Here is a 19577-nt window from a genome sequence, read left to right as displayed (position 1 = left end):
CGTGTGCACCAATGGGTGAAGCGGGCGGGTCGGGTTCGTGAGTCTCGGGTGGCTAGGAGAAGAGGGTGGCGGTTGTACTCGTGCTGCAGGCACGTGGCCTTGGTGATCTGCTCACCGCGGTCCCGGCGTTACGTGCGCTGCGCCGGGCAAGGCCGAACGACCACGTCGTCTTGGCCGCACCGCACCGACTGAAGCCGATCGTCGATCTGATCGCGTCGGTCGACACGATGGTGCCGACCCACGAGCTCCACGCGTTGCGCTGGGATGCCGCACAGCCCGAACTAGCGATCAACCTGCACGGCCCCAGCGCCGAAAGCATCGTCACGCTGACCAAAACCGATCCGGGACGCATTCTCACCTATCGCAACGCTGCCTTCCCGGACCTGGAAGGCCCGGAATGGCAGCAGGACATGCACGATGTCGAGCGCTGGTGCCATCTGCTCGAGTCCGATGGCATCGTCGCCGATCGGCGCAATCTCGGACTGGTGCCGCCAGTGTCGACCACCAGCCATCGCGATTGCGTCGTCGTGCACGTCGGTGCGGGCTCTCCGGCGCGCCGCTGGCCGGCCGACCGGTTCGCCGCAGTCGTCCGTCATCTGCTCGTGCTCGGCCGCGAGGTGGTACTCACCGGTGACGAAACCGAGCGCGATATCGCGCTGAATGTCGCGGCACGGGCGAGCCTGCCGACGCGGCGGGTACTCGCCGGCGACCAGAACCTCATCGAACTCGCCGCCACGGTCGCCGAGGCCGCACTGGTCATCTCCGGCGACACCGGCGTCGCGCACTTGGCCACTGCCTTCGGCACCCGCACTGTACAGCTGTTCGGTCCGACGCCGCCACGCTGGGCCGGACCACCGCCCCATCTGCTCGGCAGGCACGCGGTGCTGTGGGCCGGTCAGGTCGGTGACCCGTACGGCGATAGGCCCGATCCCGGTCTGCTAAGGATCGGCGTCACCGAGGTGATCAACGCCGTCGACAAGCAGCTCACCACGCGCAATTGGCCCGGCACCGGCCCCGAGCGCCGCAGGACCAGCTACCGCCGCGTGGGTTAACGATTCCGGTGTCCGCAACGCCGCTCAGTTCACCGCGTTCACCCCGCGCGAGGCACAGATGCCGCAGGCCGTGCCAGAGGCCGTGCACCTGCCCGGCATCGGCCCGGTCGACCCGATGCCCTGGCTCGCCGCACGCGGCATCGACGTCGGACACTCCCCCGACTAACGAAACCGGGCCGGCACGGCCCGAATCAACGGGGCGGCGACAGGCGTTCGCGAGTCGCTGAAGGCTCGCGAACGCCTTCGGCCGTCGAGTGTCGGTTCGGGCCGCGAAATCAGCGAGTTTCACAAGCCGTTCCAGGCGCTGCGGACTCGGTGATCAACCTAGTACTGCGGTGCTATCCGCGAATGGCACTCGAGTGGGACGCGTCCCGGTGCCTGTGATTTCTACCGTCTGTTCATGCTGACGATCGACACCCCTTCCGCAGCTGGGGACTCCGGCCTCAGGCACGCGCCGCGGCACCGCCGAAGCTACCTGCCGCCCGGCCGCCTCCATCGCTCGCTGTTGTGGATGGTGGCTGCGATGGGCGCGCTCGCCATGGTTTCGGTTGGCGGCATGGTGGTCGACGACCGCATGCTGCTCGGTGAGTCGGTGTGGCTCAAGCCATTCAAGTTCGGGTTCGCCTTCGTGCTCTACGGTTTCACGCTGGCGTGGCTGCTGTCGTTGCCGCACAAGGGAAGTCGAGTCACCTGGTGGCTCGGAACCGTTTTCGCGATCACCGGATTCCTGGACGTCGGGTTCATCGCCGTGCAGGCCGCGCGCGGCACCTACAGCCACTTCAACACCGGCGCCGACACCGTGAACTCGATCGGTCAGCAGGTGTTCATGTCCGGCGTCCCCGGCCTGTTCCTCGCGAATCTGATTATCGCGGTGATCCTTTCGTGGCAGCGCATCGTGGACCGGCCGACCGCGCGGGCCATTCACGGCGGCCTCGCGCTCGCGGTCGCCGGGATGATGATCGCCTACCAGATGGGATACACCGGCAAGCAGCGCGTCCGCGATGCGAACGGAAATATCGTGGAACTCATGGCCGGGCACACGGTGGTCGACGACGCCGCGCGGTCCACGAACGTGGCGCGCGACGGCGCGGGCGGTATGCCGATCACCCACTGGAGCACGGTTCGGTGGCGATCTGCGTGTCCCGCACTTCGTCGGGTTGCACGGCATCCAGGTGCTACTACTCGCGGCATTTGCGCTGGCGTGGCTGGCGCCGCGGCATCCGTGGCTGCGCGCCGAACTCACCCGCGCCACGCTGATGGGAGTGCTGGCCCTCGGCTACGCCGGAATGCTGACCATCGTGACCTGGCAGGCGATGCGGGCGCAGTCGCTGGACCATCCCGATGGCGCGACGCTGGCCGCGTTCGGTGGGCTCGCCGCGACGGTCGCGCTGCTCCTGGCTGCCATTTATCTGTGCAACCGATCGACGAGCAACTCGGTGACAGTCGACCCGGCCACCGACTCCGGCATCGCTCGAATACTTACGACACCAGGCTCAGCCACTCGGATGAGCCGCGCGGCCCGGCGCGCCGGGCCGCTCAACGGCTCGACTGCGCCGCCCGGCGCGGTGCGACCAGTCGACTCGCCCGCGCGAGTCGGCATCACCGTAGGCGTTCGGCGTCGCGGGTGAGCTCGAGCATCGTGGCCGCCAAACGCTTCAGCGCGTCGGCGTCGGCGCCCTCGCCGATCGCGGTGGCGACATCCTCGGCGGCGCATCTGGCGGCGAACCAGCGGTCCGCTAGATCCGTCGCCTCCTGTGCGCTCAGCACGACGGAGTCGTCGGGAATTCCGGTTCCCTTCAAGCTGTTGCGGTGTTCGTAGGCGCGTTGGCGACACGATTGACGGCAGTACCGGCGACGACGTCCGGCCTCCGATTCCACGATCTCCCGCCCACACCACAGGCAGGACAGCAAGCGGCGCGACATGATGCAGAACACTAATGTGCCGCCGCACCCGACGGATTTCGAGGTCCCCAGGGATCGCCGCACCGCGGGCGTGGCAAGAGCCACCGCACGCACCGACTACAATGGGGCGGTTCACCGTCGCCGTGTCGGGAACTGTTAGCGCAGGCCCGTTCGTTGAACAGAAAGTCCAGCGAGCGCGAGTTCGTCGGGACACGGCCGCAGCGCAACAAGACTCGAGCACACAGGGAGAGGCACACCATGGCAGATCGCGTACTCCGGGGCAGTCGGCTCGGAGCGGTGAGCTACGAGACCGATCGCGACCACGACCTGGCTCCGCGGCGGATCGCTCGGTACAAGACCGATAACGGCGAGGAATTCGACGTTCCGTTCGCCGACGACGCCGAGATCCCCCCGACCTGGCTGTGCCGCAACGGCCAGGAGGGCACCCTCATGGAGGGCACCACCCAGGAGACCAAGAAGGTCAAGCCGCCGCGCACCCACTGGGACATGCTGCTGGAGCGTCGCAGCAAGGACGAGCTCGAGGAGCTGCTCAAGGAGCGCCTCGACCTCCTGAAGACCCGTCGGCGCGCATAGGTCCGGTTCACCGCCGAATTCGACGAAGGCCGCTTACATCGAGTGATGTAAGCGGCCTTCGTCGTATCGCATTGTGTGACAACTGATTTCCGCACTGTATGCGCAGTCGCATACAGGCCGCTCACATCGGATCGCCTGATGCGAGCGGCATTTCGCGTGTCGGCCGAACGGCGGCACAACCGAGGTTCAGTGGCTGGCGACCTTTCGATAGCGCAACAGAGCCAGCGGGACGGCAATCGCCAGGATCGCGAGAGAGCAGCCGACGGAGTATGCGATGCAGTGTTCGGCGGCCCAACCGGTTGGCGGGATGAAGGAGGGCGGAGCGCCGTTGTCGAAGAGTTTGCGGCCCGAGGCGGAGACCGCGGTGATCGGGTTCCATTCGGCGACCGTGCGCAGCGGGCCCGGCAGGGTCTCGGCGGAGATGAAGGCCGAGGATATGAAGGTGAGGGGAAACAGCCAGATCAGCCCCGCGCTTTGGGCGACTTCGACCGTCGGTGACAGCAGGCCGGTGAGCGCGCCCACCCAGGACATCGCGAAGGCGAACAGCAGAATGACACCGAACGCGAAGACGGCGTCGGCGATACTGCCGTTGATGCGCCAGCCAACCGCGTAGCCACAGCCCACCATGACGACCAGGCTGAGGATGTTGACCACCAGATCCGACAGGGTGCGTCCCATCAGCACCGCCAGCCGGGACATCGGCAGCGTGCGCATCCGGTCGATGATGCCCGTGTGCAGATCGCCCGCCAGGCCGACCGTAGTGAAGGCCGCATTGAAAGCGACTGTCTGCGTGAAGATTCCGGCCAGCAGGAACTCGCGATACTGGCCGCCGCCGAGGGACGCACCGAAGATGTAGGCGAACAGGAACACGAACATCAGCGGTTGGATGGTCGCGGTCACCAGCAGCGTCGGCACCCGCAGGATGGTCAGCAGGTTGCGGTAGGCGACGATGGCGCTGTCGCGGATGACCCGGACGCGCGGCTCCCTGGCGATGCCATGGGTTTGCTCTTTCGGTGTGGCCGGGGAGTTGGGAGAATCGTCGCGCGCCAGAGTCTGCGTGGTGCTCACGACTGCGCCTCGCGTGCGCTGCGTGCGGCCGCGGTTGGGTCACTCAAGACAGGATCTCCTCTTCTACGTCGCCGGTTTCCGACTCGCGGGTCGCGGATTCGCTCGCCGCGGTGCCGGTGAGGGACAGGAATACGTCGTCCAGGCTGGGGCGGTGCACGGTCGCGTCGACCACGCACACGCCTGCGTCGTCGAGCCTGCGCAGAGCCTCGACCATAGTGCGCGAGCCGTCGCCGACCACCACGGACACCTCGTCGGGGCGGTCGTCGCAGCTCGGTTCGCCGATGCCGACCTGCGCCAGAATCGACATCGCGGGCTTCGCGTCCTGCCCGCCGGCCAGCGTGACGGTGAGCCGGTCGCCGCCGATGGAGGTCTTCAGCTCGTCGGCCGAGCCGCGGGCGATCACTCGGCCGCGGTCGATGACGGTGATCCGGTCGGCCAGCAGATCGGCCTCTTCCAGATACTGCGTGGTGAGCAGCACCGTGGTGCCGTCGTCGACTAGATCGCCGATGACTGTCCACATGTCGAGCCTGCCGCGCGGATCGAGTCCGGTGGTCGGCTCGTCCAGCACCACCACCGCAGGCCGAGCTACCAATGCCCCAGCCAGGTCGAGACGCCGCTCCATACCACCGGAGTAGGTGCCCGCCCGACGGTGCGCCGCGTGGTCGAGCCCGAACGCGCTGAGCAGTTCGGCCGCGCGAGAGGTGGCCTGCCGCTGCGACATTCCGTACAGCCGGGCCACCATGCGCAGGTTTTCATAGCCCGACAGGTTGCCGTCGACCGCCGCGTACTGACCGGATAGGCCGATGTGCCGCCGAGCCGCGGCCGGGTCGCGCAGCACGTCGATGCCCGCCACCCGCACCGAACCCGCGCACGGCCGCAGCAACGTGGTGACAATGCGCACCGTCGTCGTCTTCCCGGCGCCGTTGGGGCCGAGCAGCCCCATCACAGTGCCGGCGGGTATCTGCAAGTCGATCTCATCGAGTACCCGCACCCGCCCGTAATTCTTGACCAGCCCGAGCACTTCCACTGCCAAACTCATGAATACACCTCGCTCGCACTGGGTTTCGTGCCTCCAGGCGCTGCGCCCAAGGCTCGATCTCTGCGCCTCGTCGGGTACCGAGGCGCGCTGTCGGCGGCTGCGGCTGAATCACTCACCGCTCCGCCTCCTTCGCGGTGCCGCCGCCGTCCAGATGCCGGTGCAGGACCGGTCCGATCGCGGCGAGCGATTCGGGTGTTGTCATTTCCGAATGCCGGCACGGCACCTTATGGTCACGAATGTCCCCGGTGACGAACGGCTGCCAGGCGGAAGCGCAGCGGGCGGGGTCGGTCCGGTTGATCTCGTCCTCGGCGGCGGTGAAGAACAGCAGGTCGCCGTCGAAGGTGCGCGGCCGGAAGCCGTGTGCCTGCACGGTGCCGTTGATGTAGCCGGCGTAGAACCGCTCCAGGTGATCGACGGTGAGCGCCGCGAAGGGACCCGGCCTCGACCGCAGCAGTTCCGCCGCGTCCTGCAGGTTCATTGCCGGGTTCAACTCTTCGCCGTCGCCGAGCAGGTCGGCGCCGAATTCGCCGATGATATCGGCGATGCCAGGAATCGCATGTTCGAGCCACTCGTCCGACAGCTGGTAGCTGTCCATCATCGACAGCAGCGCGACCTCTTCGTCCGCATCCTGCAGTTGGACGGCCACTTCGTGCGCGATCAACCCGCCCAGCGACCAGCCGAGCAGATGGTACGGCCCCTCCGGCTGGATCGACCTGATGTGCGCCACATAGTGTCCGGCGGCCTCGGCAATCGAGGCGAACCCGTCCTCCCCCGCGACGTGCGGGGCTTGCAGCCCATACACCGGTTGGTCCGGCGCGAGGTGCGCGAGCAGGCCCGAGTAGCACCACGCCAGCCCGATCGCGGGGTGGATGCAGAACAGCGGCGCCCGCTTCGACGCGCCACGCGGGCGGATCGGCAGAACCGGCTCCAGCGCCGCGGCGATGGCCGTGGCGGCGCTGCCGGGTCCGTCCAGCCTGGCCGCGATGGCGGCCGGGGTGGAGTCAGCGAACATCAGCTGCACCGGGAGATCGATCCCGGTGGCACGCACCTGTGCGACAACTTTGGTGGCGAGCAGTGAGTTGCCGCCGAGTTCGAAGAACCCGTCGTCGACGCCCACCGATTCGACACCGAGCACATCCGCGAAGGCGGTGCACAGCGCCGCCTCGGTCGGGGTGGTCGGCGCCCGATAGCCCTCGGCCGCGCGGAACATCGGTTCCGGCAATGCCTTTCGATCGAGTTTGCCTACCGGGCTCAGCGGCACTTCATCGATCAGCATGATCGATTGCGGCACCATGTAATTCGGCACCAGCTCGGACACGTGGTCTATGAGTTCGCCGACGCCGACGGCGGATCCGTTGCGCGGCTTCACATACGACACCAGCGCCGTGGCGCCCGCAGAGGTGCGATGCCCGATCGTGGTGGCGAATTCGACATCGCGGTGGCTGGTCAGCGCGGTGTCGATCTCGTTGAGTTCGATACGGAAGCCACGGATCTTGACCTGATGGTCGATGCGGCCAACGTATTCGATGTCACGGACCGACTTCGACCCTCCCCACCAGCGCACCAGGTCGCCGGTGCGGTACATCCGCTCGCCCGGTTTGCCGAATGGGTTGGCGACGAACCGCTGCGCGGTCAGCCCCGGCCTGTTCAGGTAACCGCGAGCCAGCACATTGCCTGCCAGGTGCAGTTCGCCGGTGACGCCGACCGGAGCCGGATGCAGGCGCGCGTCCAGAATGGTCGCGCTGACGCCACGGATAGGGCCGCCGATGGTGATCGGCCCGTTCGGCTCCAGCGGCTGCGAGATCACCGTGACGATGGTGGTCTCGGTCGGCCCGTACACGTTGTACAGGTTGCGGCCCGGCGCCCAGCGGGTGACCAGGTCCGGCTGCAACGCCTCGCCACCAACGAGCACGTGCGCCAACTCGGTGACCCCGGTCGGGTCGACCGTCCCGAGCGCGGCGGTGGTGATGAACGCGTGGGTAATGCTCTCCTCGATGAACACCTGCCGCAGCTCGGCGCCGCCGACCACACCCGGCGGGGTGATCACCAGGGTCGCCCCGCCACCGAGCGCGAACAGCAGATCGAGCATGGCCGCATCGAAGCTCGGCGTCGCGAAATGCAGCACGCGGCAGCCCGGTCGCACCTCGAAGCGCTGCGCGACCTCCGCGGCGAAGTTGGACAGGCCGCCGTGGGTGACCACGACGCCCTTGGGCGTGCCGGTCGACCCGGACGTGTAGATCACGTAGGCCGGGTTGTCCATCCGGAGCAGCGAGGTCCGCTCCCACGCCGCGATCGGCACGTCCGGCGAGTCGAGCACCTCGGCACGGACGTCGACGTCGTCCAGGACGATCCACTCCGCACCCTCGGGCAGTAGGTCCCGGTACCCGGCGAGGGTAATGCCCAGCGCCGCACCGGAATCCGACAGCATGTGGCTGATGCGGTGCGCGGGGTACAGCGGGTCGACGGGCACGAACGCCGCACCGGCCTTGGCTACCGCGAGCACCGTGGCCACCGACTCGATCGAGCGTGGAATGCCCATCGCCACCAGGGTTTCCGGTCCGACACCGCGTTCGATGAGCACCCGGGCCAGCCGGTTGGTCCACCGGTCGAGGGCGTCATAGGTCACCTGGGTGTCGCCCGAGCGCAGCGCGACCGCCTGCCGATCGGCATTGACCGCCGCCTCGAACAGCTGGGGGAAAGTCACCGGGCGGTCCGGCTCCGCACCGCGCACCGGCGCCAGGCCGGACCACTCGGCCGGGTCGAGCAGGTCCAGATCCCCCACGGCGGTGGTCGGGCTCGTGGCGACAGCGGCCAGCAGCCGGGTCATCCGCTTGCCGAGCCGCTGCGCGGTCTGTTCGTCGAACAGATCGCTCGCGTAGTTCACCGACAGGGTGATCCCGGCCGGATCTCGTTGCGGGGTATATGTTTCGGTGAAGGTGAACTGCAGGTCGAACTTCGCGACCCCGGTGTCCACGTCGTTCGCCTCGATGCGCAGTCCTGGCAGGTCGAGTACGCGCACCGGTTGGTTCTGCACCGAGAGCATTACCTGGAACATCGGGTTGTGTGCCTGCGAGCGCGCCGGATTGAGCACCTCGACAAGACGCTCGAATGGCAGGTCTGCGTGCGCGAACGCATCCAGGTCGGTGTCGCGGACGCTGTGCAGCACGTCGGTGAACCTGGCGTCCGGATCGATCCGGGTCCGCAGCACCAGCGTGTTGACGAACATGCCGATCATCCGGTCCAGCGCAGGGTGGCCGCGGCCGGCGATCGGGGTGCCGACGGCGATGTCGTCGGCCGCGGTCATCCGGTGCAGCAGCACCGCGAGCGCGGCGTGCAACACCATGAACATGCTGACGTTGTTGCTGGTGGCCACCGTCCGCAGTTCCCGGTGGGTGAACGCATCGATCGCGCACTCCACCAGCCCGCCGCGATAGGACGGGGTGGGCGGACGCGGCCGATCGGCGGGCACGTTCAGCAGTTCGGGTATGCCGTCGAGAGTGCGGCGCCAGTAGTCGAGCTGGTGGCTCGCCAACGAATCGGGGTCGTCCTCGGTGCCGAGCGTGTCCTGTTGCCACAGTGTGTAATCCGCGTACTGGACCTCCAGCGCTGCGCCTGCGGAGTGATCCGACGACGCCGGATCGGCCCAGTCCGGGGACTGCTCGTCGCAGGCCGCGCGGTAGGCGACCGCGATATCGGCGGCCAGCGGTTCCAGCGACCACCCATCCATGGCGATGTGGTGCACCACCAGGACCAGAACGTTCTCGGTCGACAGGCCGGGCGGCGTCGAGTCGTCGACGCCCGCCGGATCGGCGTCGGGGTCCACGGTGATCAGCGCGGCCCGCATCGGCACGGTCTGCGCGAGATCGAATCCTGGTGCGGCGAAACGACGTACGGCGTCGGCTACATCGGCGGGCCGCAACGTCGCGACGAACAGCGTGATCGCGGCCGATATCGGGTCGAGGATCACCTGCGACGGTTCCCCATCGACCTCTGGGAACACCGTCCGCAGGGTCTCGTGCCGCCGCTGTACCGCGTGCAGCGCCCGCACCAGCGCATCGACATCGAGTGCGCCGTGCATGCGTAGCACGACCGGGACGTTGTAGGCGCCCGCCGTCTGGTCGACGCCGTCCGATTGGGCGGCCTGCGCGCCGATCTGGTTGAAGCGGTTCAGGAACCACAGCCGGTGCTGCGCCGCAGACAACGGGATCAACTCCGGGCGAGTGCGCCGCGCCAGCACCGGCCTGTCGTCCCCGCCTGCCGGACCGGAGTCGAGCAGCGCGGCGAGTTCGGCGACAGTCGATGCCGTGAAGACGGTGCGCACCTCGAGTCTAGTGTTGGTCACGGCGGCCAGCCGGGACACGAGTTGGGTTGCCAGCAGCGAGTTTCCACCGATGTCGAAGAAGCTGTCGTTCGCGCTCACCGCGTCGACACCGACCAATTGGCCCATCAGATCGGCGACGAGACGCTCGGAGTCGGTTTCCGGCCTGCGGTCGGCCCTGGCCGCGACGAGCTCTGGTTCCGGCAGGGCAGCGGTGTCCAGCTTGCCGACCGGGGTCATCGGAATCCGGTCCAGCACGGTGATGCTCACCGGAACCATGTGCGTCGGAAGCTGTTCCGCGACACGGGCACGCACCGTCTCGATGTTCACACCCACCGCGTCGTCGGCGGCCTGAATGAAGGAGACGATCCGGTCGGCGCCCGCGATGTGGCGAACCTCGGTGTGCGCGAACCGCACATCCTCGTGTTCCGCGAGCGCGGCGGTGATCTCGCCGAGCTCGATGCGGATTCCCCGCACCTTCACCTGGTGGTCGCTGCGACCCAGGAAGACCATCTCACCCGCGTCGGTCCAGCGCACCACGTCACCCGAGCGATACATCCGGGATCCGGCGGGACCGTACGGGTCCGCCACGAACCGGGACGCCGTCAGCCCGAATCGGTCGAAATACCCTCGCGCCACACCGAGTCCGCCGAGGTACAGTTCGCCGGGCACACCGACCGGCACCGGACGCAGCCGCTCGTCGAGCACCAGCGCCCTGGCGCCACGCACCGGTGTGCCGACGGTGATCGGCTCGCCGACGGCCATCGGACCCGACATGGTGATGACGACCGTGGTTTCGGTGGGCCCGTACACGTTCACCAGCTGCCGTCCCGGCGCCCAGCGGGCCACCAGGTCTTGGCCGAATGCCTCACCGCCCACCATCAGCGCGCGCAGGTTCGGCAGCGACCAGCGATCGCGATCGATGGTGGCCAGCACGGCCGGAGTTATGAAGGTGTGCGTGACGCGCTCGCGCTCCATCAGCGCGGCGAGTTCATCCCCGCCGTAGATCTCCGCCGGGCAGATCACCATCGTCGCACCGGATCCGACCGCGAGGAGCAGGTCCAAGATGGCGGCGTCGAAGCTCGGCGAGGAGAGGTGCATGGTGCGCGAATCACAGTCGACCCGCATGCGTTCGCGGAGCTCGTCGGCGAAGTTCGACACGCCACTGTGCGTGACCGCCACACCCTTGGGCTTTCCGGTGGAACCGGAGGTGTAGATCAGGTAGGCGAGGTCGGCGACGTCGACCGGGCGCAACCGATCGAGGTCGTCGACCAGACTGTCGTCGAGTGCGTCCAGTTCCACCATCAGCTCCGGATCGTCCAGCCGCAGCCAGTCCGTCGCCGGGCCGTCGGCCAGTCTCTCGGTGTGCGCGGACATCGTGATGCCCACCCGGCAGCCGGAATCGGTCAGCATGTGCCGGACTCGATCGGCGGGATACTTCGGATCGACCGGCACGAACGCGGCACCCGACTTGGCGACGGCCAGCACGGTGACCACCGAATCGATGGAGCGGGTCAAACCGAGCGCGACCCGATCGCCCGTGCCGACACCGCGCCCGATCAGCGCGCGCGCCAACCGATTCGAGCGCCGGTCGATCTCCGTGTAGGTGAGCGAGGTCGTACCGGAGCGCACGGCGGTGCGGTGCGGATGCACACGCGCGGTTGCTGTGAAATAGGCGGCCAGGGTGTACTGCGGGGTGGTGGGCCCGCCGGTAGCCGGTGTGAGCGTGCGCCGTTCGCGCTCGGTGCGCGCGTCGATGTCGCGCACCAGAACTCGCGGGTCGGCGGTGACGGCGGCCAGCACCCGCAGGAATCGGTCAGCCAGGGTCCCGATCGTCGCGGCGTCGAAAAGTTCGGCGGCGAAGACGAATTCGAACGTCCGGCCCGGTCCGGCGTCGCCGCCGGCCTGCGCGACCCGCAGTTCCAGGTCGAACTTGGCCAGCGCGATGTCCAGTTCCTCGGCGTGCAGCGCGAGACCCGGCAGCTCGAGGGCGGGGGCAGGTTCTTCCTGCACGGTCAGCGCCACCTGGAACAGCGGGTGACGGCCCGCCGCGGTGCGGCCGTTGGGCATGGTCACGCGGACCTCGCGACCCAGCTCCTCGACGACGCGCTCGAACGGAATGTCCGCGTGCGCCATCGCGGCGAGCTCGGTGTCCCGGTCCGCGCGCAGCAAAGCCGCGAACGGGTTGTCCGGGTCGACGTCGGAGCGCAGCACCAGCGTGTTGACGAACATGCCGACCAGCTCGTCGAGCTTCGTGTCGGTGCGGCCCGCGACCGGGGTGCCGATCACGATGTCGCGGCCCCCGGTGACGAAGCGCAATAGCACCGCGAGCGACGAACGCAGCACCATGAACATGCTCACGCCCTGCTCGCGGGCCAGTTCCCCGAGCTCGCGCTGCATCGGCTCGGGCACGGTGAAGCGCACCGTCCCGGCTTGCTGTGTCGGTTCGGCGGGCCGCGGCCGATCGTAGGGCAGCGGCAGTGCCCCGGGCAGATCCGCCAGCGCGGTGCTCCAGTACTCCAGCTGTGCGCCGGCGACGCTGTGCGGGTCGGACTCCTCACCGAGGCAGGCACGCTGCCAGAGCCCGAAGTCGGCGTACTGCACCGGAAGTGGCATCCAGGCCGGTGCGGCGCCCTCGCAGCGCGACGCGTAGGCGAGCGCCAGGTCCCGGGTCAGCGGGCCGAGCGACCAACCGTCGGCGGCGATGTGGTGCACCACGATGCCGAGCAGGTAGCGCTCAGGTCCGGTGTGCAGCAGCGCGATGCGCAGCGGGGTCTCCCTGGTGAGGTCGAAACCACCGCGCGCGAGGGTGCGCAGGGCGAGTTCGGCGCCCGCCTCGTCGGTCACGGTCGACTCGACGGTGGGCAGCGCCCGTGCCGTCGGCAGCACGAGTTGCTGAGCGCCGGAATTGTCCTCGGGGAAGACCGTCCGCAGCACCTCGTGCCGGTCCACCAGGTCGGTGAGGGCCGCGCGCAACGCCGTGATATCCAGATCGCCTTCGATCCGAATCACGAATGCGATGTTGTAGGCACTGGATTCGGTAGAGAATCGATTGAGGAACCACAGTCGCTGCTGCGGCAGCGACAATGGAATGCGTCCCGGACGCGGGGTGTGTACGGCCAGCGCCATCCGTTGCGTCCGGGGCGCTTCCGTAATCCGCTCCGCCACAGCTGCGACGGTCGGCGCCTCGAAGATCATGCGGACTGGCAGGTCCACCCCGAACTCCGCGTTCAGCGCCGTGGCCAACCGGGTGGCCAGCAGCGAGTTGCCGCCGATATCGAAGAAGCTGTCCTCGGCGCCGGTCACCTGGCGCCCGAGGACATCGCCGAACACACGCGCGACGCGCTCCTCCATCGACGTGTTCGGGGCGCGCGAGGCGGCGATCGCGGCGAACACCGGTTCCGGCAACGCCTTTCGATCGAGCTTGCCCGCCGGACTGACCGGCATTTCCGCCAGCACGATGACCGACGCGGGCACCATGTATCCCGGGAGCCGCTGCCGCGCGGTCTCGGTCACGGCGGCGGCATCGACCGACTCGTCGGCGGTCAGGTAGGCCGCGAGCCGCGGCTGGCCCTGCTCATCGATGTGCACGACGGTGAGGGCAGAGCTCACCCCCGGATGCGCCCGCAGCGCATGGTCGATCTCGCTGAGCTCGATGCGGAAACCACGAATCTTGATCTGGTCGTCGGCCCGGCCGAGGAAGCGCAGCTGCCCAGTGGTGTCGGCCACCACCAGATCACCGGTGCGATACATCCGCTCGCCGTGCCGACCGTGCGGGTTGGCCGGAAAGCGTTGTGCAGTAAGGGCGTAACGGCCATGATAGCCACGCGCCAGACCGGGACCGGACAGGTACAACTCACCCGGCGTCCCTGGCGGGACCGGATGCAGCCGCCCGTCCAGCACGAACAGGCGCATACCGCGGATCGGACGACCGAGCGGCACCGGGCGGCCCGCCAGCATCGGACCGGTCGCGGTGGCCGCGACGGTCGCCTCCGACGGCCCGTACATATTGTGGATGCGATGCTCGGCCGACCAGATCTCGACCAGTTCCTCCCCAACCGCCTCGCCGCCGACGATGACCGCCTCGAGCTCGTCGAGACCCTCGGGCCGCATCGTCGCCAGTGCCGCCGGAGTGATGAAGGCATGGGTGACCCGCTCGTCACGCAGCAGCGCGGCGAGTTCTGCGCCGCCGTACATGCCGGCGGGCGCCACCACGATGGTCGCGCCTGCCGCGAAACCGAGCAGCATCTCCAGCACCGAGGCATCGAAGCTGGGCGACGAGAAGTACAGTGTCCGTGCCGAATCCGTGACGCCGAACAGGTGCATCTGCTCGTTCGCCAGCGACGCGAGGCCCGCGTGGGTGACGATCACGGCCTTCGGCTGCCCGGTGGACCCGGAGGTGTAAATAAAGTACGCCGGATGACTGGTGCGCATCGGGTGGTGCCGGTCGGCGTCGGTGATCGGACCCGTGGAGTAGTCGGCGTATTCGGTTTCCAGCTCCTCGGAGCCGAGCACCAGCCAGTCGACATAGGTCTTGCGATGTTTACCGCGGGCGGCAGGCCAGGCGGGCATGGCCGCAAGGCAGTCCGGGACCGTCAGCCCGAGGATGGCACCCGAATCCGCGATCATGTGCCCGATCCGCTCGGCCGGGTAGCCGGGATCGATCGGGACGTAGGCCGCGCCGGTCTTGGCCACAGCCCAGACCGCTGCGATCGAGTCGAGGCCGCGCGGCAACGCGATCGCCACCACGACCTCCGGACCCGCGCCGTGCTCGATCAGGGCTCGCGCCAGGCGATTCGACAACTCGTCGAGCTCGCGATAGGTGGTGTCGGTGCCGAGGTAGCGCACCGCGATCGCGTCGGGCAGCCGCTCGGCGGTGTCGGTGAGCAGCCGGGCCAGGCTGATCGATGGCTCACCGGGCGCCCCGGCGATCGGCACCAGGTTCGCGGTTTCGCGCCGGTCCAGGATCTCCAGATCGCCGATCGGCAGGCGCGGCGCGGCCACCACCGCGTTCAGAACGGCGACGAACCTGTGGGCGAACGATTCGATCGTGCGCTTGTCGAAAACATCGGTGGCGTAGACGAATTCGGCGGTCAGCGGCCCGTCGGCGATGCTGTCGTGTACCTCGAGCTGCAGGTCGAACTTGGCGATGTCGGCGACGATCGGCAGTATCTCCGCCCGCACGCCGGGCAGTTCGATGCTCAGTTCCGGCGCGCGGTCGTAGGACAGCATCACCTGGAACAGCGGATGCCGCGCGGTCGAGCGCTCCGGGTTGACGACCTCGACCAGGCGCTCGAACGGGACGTCGGCGTTGGCGAAGGCGTTCAGGTCGGTCTCGCGCGCCACATCGAGCATCCGGTCGAACCCAGCGGCAGGGTCGACCTCGGTGCGCAGCACGAGGGTATTGACGAACATGCCGACCAGCTCGTCGAGCGCCGGATCCGAGCGACCGGCGATCACGGTGCCGATGGCGACATCGGTGGTCGCGCACAGCCGGGCGAGCAGGGTGGCCAGTGCGGCGTGCAGCACCATGAACATGCTCACGCCCCTGGCCGACGCCAGTTCACCAGCGGCGCGGCGGGTCTCGGGCGAAATCGTGAATTCCACCCGGCTGCCGGTGGTCGACCGGCGCATCGGCCGTGGCCTATCCAGCGGCAGGTCGATGTGGTCGGGCAGGCCGGTCAGCGCCGAACGCCAGTAGGTGAGCTGGCGGGCCAGCGCGCTGGCCGGATCGGATTCGTCGCCGAGCAGTTCGCGCTGCCACAGTGCGAAATCGGCGTACTGCACCGGCAGTGGCGTCCACTGCGGCGCGGCGCCGCTCGCCCGTGCGGCGACGGCCGTCATGAGGTCTCTGGCCAGCGGAGCCGCCGACCAGCCGTCACCGCAGATGTGGTGCAGCACAAGGAGGAACACGTGCTGGTCCGGGCCGGTGTTCCACAGCGCGACGCGAATCGGCGCCTGACTGCGCAGATCGAAGCCGTAACCGGCGAACTCGGCGGCCAGCGCGGCCACGTCGGCGCCGATCGCATCGATCGGGTCGAGGGTGAGCGGGATTTCGCCTGCCGGGTGCACCACCTGGCACGGCCCCTCGGCAGCGTCCGGGAAGGTGGTGCGCAGGCTTTCGTGCCGTTCGATCACATCGACGAGACCGGCCCGCAGCGCATCGGCGTTCAGCGGTCCGTCGATCTGGACCGCGAGGGGCATGTTGTAGGCGGCGGCGTGTTCGGCGAATCGGTTGAGGATCCACAGCCGCTGCTGGGCCAGCGACAGCGGAATCCGCTCGGGGCGCCCGACGGAGACCAGCTTCGGGAAGGAGCTGTCGGGGTTGGGGGTCACGAACCGCTCGGTGAGCGCGGCGATGGTCGATGCCTCGAACAGATCGCGGATAGTGAGTCCGGTGCCGAGGGCGGCGTTGATCCTGGCGACCGCGCGAGCGGCGATCAGCGAGTTGCCGTTGAGGTCGAAAAAGCTGTCCTCGACGCCGATGTCGGTGGTGTCGAGAACTTCCGCGAAGATGCCCGCCAGCACGCGTTCCACTTCGGTGCGCGGCTCGGCGGTGACCCGCCCGGCCGGGCGATGGCCAAGGGTGGGCGCGGGCAGCGCTTTGCGGTCGATCTTGCCGTTCGGGCTGAGCGGTAGTTCGTCAAGCGCCATGAGGACCGCGGGGACCATGTATCCGGGCAGGGTGCGACGCAGCACCGCCAACAGTTCGTCGGTGTCGACGGACGCCTCGGGCGCCGCGACGACGTAAGCGACGAGCTCGTCACCGATGCGTCCGGTGTGGGCGACGCAGACCGCCCGCGCGACCCGCTCGTCGGCGAGCAGCGCCGCCTCGATCTCGCCGAGCTCGATGCGTAGGCCGCGGATCTTGACCTGGAAGTCGCTGCGCCCCAGGTACTCCACCACACCGCGCTCGGAATCATCGGCCTGCCAACGCGCCAGGTCACCGGTGCGATACATGCGGGTGCCCGGTGTGAACGGATTGGCCACGAAACGATCCGAGGTCAGCCGAGGCTGACCGACGTAACCGCGGGACAGCTGTACACCTGCCAGATACAGCTCCCCCGCCACCCCCGGTGGGACCGGTTTCAGCCGCGAATCCAGCACGTAGGTCTGGGTATTCCACACCGGCGACCCGATTGGCACGCTGGGCGGATCGGCCGGGCACGGCCAGTAGGTGACGTCCACCGCGGCCTCGGTGGGACCGTACAGATTGTGCAGTTCCGGGCCGCGTAGCGCGGCGTGGAAGTCACGGACCGTTGCCGTGGGCAGCGCCTCACCGCTGCAGAAGACCCTGCGCAATCCGGTGCCGCCGCCCAGGTCGGTATCGGTGACGAAGACCGACAACATGGACGGCACGAAATGTGCTGTGGTGATGCCCTTTTCGGTAATGATCCGAGCCAGGTAGCCGGGATCACGGTGCCCGTCCGGCGCCGCGAGGACCAGCCGGGCGCCGATCTGCAAGGGCCAGAAGAACTCCCACACCGAGACGTCGAATGTGGCCGGGGTCTTCTGCAGCACGGCATCGGTGCCGTCGAGCTGGTATTCGTGCTGCATCCAGCGCAGCCGGTTGACGATCGCGGCGTGGGTCACGCCGACGCCCTTGGGCTTTCCGGTCGAACCCGAGGTGAAGATGACGTACGCCAGATGGTCGGCGCGCAGCGGCGCGAGCCGATCGGTGTCGGTGATCGGGTGGCCGTCGAAGCCGGACAGCTCGACGCCGTCGACGGCCAGCTGTGGGGCGACGTTGGGCAGTTCGAGTTCGTCCCGCGCCGCGGTCAGCAGGCACACCGGCTCCGCCTGCCGCAGGATCTCCTCGATCCGGTCGGCCGGGTGGTCGGGGTCCAGCGGCAGGTAGGCTGCGCCTGCCTTGACGATCGCGTACATGCCTACCACGAGTTCGATGCTGCGCTGCAGGCACAGCGCGACCACCGTCTCGGGTCCAGCTCCGCGCTCGATCAGCAGCCGCGCCAAGCGGTTGGCCCGCTCGTCGAGCTCGCCGTAAGTCAATGCCTCGTCACCGAATTCGAGCGCCACCGCATCCGGGCAGATGACGGCACAATCGGCGAACAACCCCGCAAGCGTCCCCTCCTGCACACCCACCACATTCGAGTTCCATTGGTGCAGCACACGTTCGCGCTCGGCGTCGGTGATCGCCGCGAGAGACAGCGCGAGGGTGTCGGGTTCGGCGGCCAGGAATCGGGTCAGGAAGTCCAGGAAACGGCTGTGATGCACCGCCACTTCAGATTCCGCGTAGAGGCGCGGGTTGGCCTCGAAGTCGACATGGATGCGGTTGCCATCACCGTTGTAGAGGTTGATCGACAGATCCTCGACTGGACCGGTGGACAGCACGTGTAGCGTGCCGAGCAGACTGCCGAATTTCAGTTGGGTATGGAACAGCATGATGTTGACCATCGGCCCGAAGAAACCGCGCGCGTCGCGGGAGTAACCGCAGTCGCGGCGGATGTCGTCGTGCCGGTAGCGCTGATGGCGCAGCGCGCCGGTGATCTGCAGTTCGGCACTGCGCACCACATCGCGGACGGTGGTGTCGGCGCCGAACTTCAACCGGATCGGCACCACATTCGACACCACACCCGCCGAGCGGCGCAGCGAGACTGTGGTCCGTGCGGAGACCGGAAGGCTGAGCACCACATCGGGATTGCCGGTCACCGACCGCACGTACGCCGCGAGCGCGGCGACGAACAGTGTCGAGTTGTGCGTATTGCACGCCGCGGTGGCCGCGTCCATCGCCGCCTCGGCCCTGTCGTCGAGCACGGCGGCCGCTCGATGCCTGCCCGCCTCCACAGTGGTGCTGGTGGCGGTGGTGTTCGACAGGGTCATCGGGCCACCGGCGCCTGTCAACTGCTCGAGCCAGTAGTCACGGTCGGTGCCGAACCGGCTGGAATCGCGGTAGGTGGATTCGTCGGCGTAGATCGCGGCAAGCGGGGTGGCCCGGGAGGCGACCGGCTCGGTGAAGTTCTCCACCGCGGTGTAGATCTCCGCGGTGCGGGTGAGCGCGTTCATCGCGCCGTAGCCATCGATGATGATGTGATGGGCGCGGGCGTACCAGATGTAGTTCGAATCCCCGGTTCGCAGCACCACATTAATTGTGAGCGGATCGCGTTCCAGATCGATCGGCGTGCTGGCGTGCTCGTTCATCCAGCGCAGTGCGGCGGCGTGCGGGTCGAGCTCTTCGCGCAGATCGATCCTGGCCCAGCCGGGGCGCTGGAACACGTCGACCAGCTGGTGCGGCACGCCGTCGATTTCGACTAGGCGCACCTGCCCGACCTGAGTCTCGGCACCGAAGCGTTCTATCGAGTAGAGCAGTCGGCCGACATCCAGGTCACCGTGGATCTCGACGTACTGGGCGATGGTGAGCGGTACGTCGGGGCGGATCCGCTGTGCGTACCAGAGGGCCGTCTGCGCGGGCGAGAGTGCAAAGGGTTGTGCCGAGGATTCACCGGACGAACATTGGGGTACACGATCCGTGGCCAATGAACTCATCAATCACTCCGTTCTGCCGCCGTTGACGCACTCCCCAAGCACCGCCTGCGGGGCGCGCATGCGCCAGCCGTAGGACGTGATCCACGCCCTATGATTCGGA

At 68.1% G+C, this 19577-nt stretch carries 7 protein-coding genes; 3 read left to right on the top strand and 4 right to left on the bottom strand.

The window, feature by feature from the left end:
- Positions 1–65: 65 nt before the first annotated feature.
- Together ACV7NQ_RS35250 and ACV7NQ_RS35245 are read left to right on the top strand one after the other, a co-directional pair.
- Positions 66–1052: a glycosyltransferase family 9 protein gene (locus ACV7NQ_RS35250; RefSeq protein ID WP_463363500.1), complete on the top strand. Its 987-nt coding sequence runs from the start codon at positions 66–68 to the stop codon at positions 1050–1052.
- A 1001-nt stretch (positions 1053–2053) separates the two neighbouring features.
- Complete coding sequence (locus ACV7NQ_RS35245; RefSeq protein ID WP_463363499.1) at positions 2054–2680, top strand: hypothetical protein; 627 nt, start codon at positions 2054–2056, stop codon at positions 2678–2680.
- Here the strand turns inward: ACV7NQ_RS35245 and ACV7NQ_RS35240 are convergent.
- Positions 2652–2975, bottom strand: a complete 324-nt coding sequence (locus ACV7NQ_RS35240) for a hypothetical protein (RefSeq protein WP_463363498.1) — start codon at positions 2973–2975, stop codon at positions 2652–2654. The genes ACV7NQ_RS35245 and ACV7NQ_RS35240 overlap by 29 nt on opposite strands.
- A gap of 237 nt (positions 2976–3212) precedes the next feature.
- On the opposite strand from ACV7NQ_RS35240, the gene ACV7NQ_RS35235 reads away from it, so the two are divergent.
- Positions 3213–3548 carry an RNA polymerase-binding protein RbpA gene (locus ACV7NQ_RS35235; protein WP_328400575.1) on the top strand — a complete coding sequence of 112 codons (336 nt, stop codon included), beginning with the start codon at positions 3213–3215 and terminating at the stop codon, positions 3546–3548.
- 186 nt (positions 3549–3734) lie between these two features.
- Here the strand turns inward: ACV7NQ_RS35235 and ACV7NQ_RS35230 are convergent, their stop codons facing one another.
- From ACV7NQ_RS35230 to ACV7NQ_RS35220, 3 genes are all read right to left on the bottom strand, one after another.
- Positions 3735–4541 (bottom strand): ABC transporter permease, encoded by an 807-nt coding sequence (locus ACV7NQ_RS35230; protein WP_463365945.1) that lies wholly within the window; start codon positions 4539–4541, stop codon positions 3735–3737.
- Between the two features lie 118 nt (positions 4542–4659).
- A complete protein-coding gene (locus tag ACV7NQ_RS35225; protein WP_463363497.1) occupies positions 4660–5655 on the bottom strand; it encodes an ATP-binding cassette domain-containing protein in 996 nt (331 codons plus the stop codon).
- A 112-nt stretch (positions 5656–5767) separates the two neighbouring features.
- A complete protein-coding gene (locus ACV7NQ_RS35220; RefSeq protein WP_463363496.1) occupies positions 5768–19477 on the bottom strand; it encodes an amino acid adenylation domain-containing protein in 13710 nt (4569 codons plus the stop codon).
- Positions 19478–19577 lie beyond the last annotated feature (100 nt).

The sequence above is a fragment of the Nocardia sp. Tas62D01 genome, from assembly GCF_055232035.1.
Note: the sequence above shows the minus strand (reverse complement) of the source record. Positions and strands in the feature narration are given on the sequence as shown.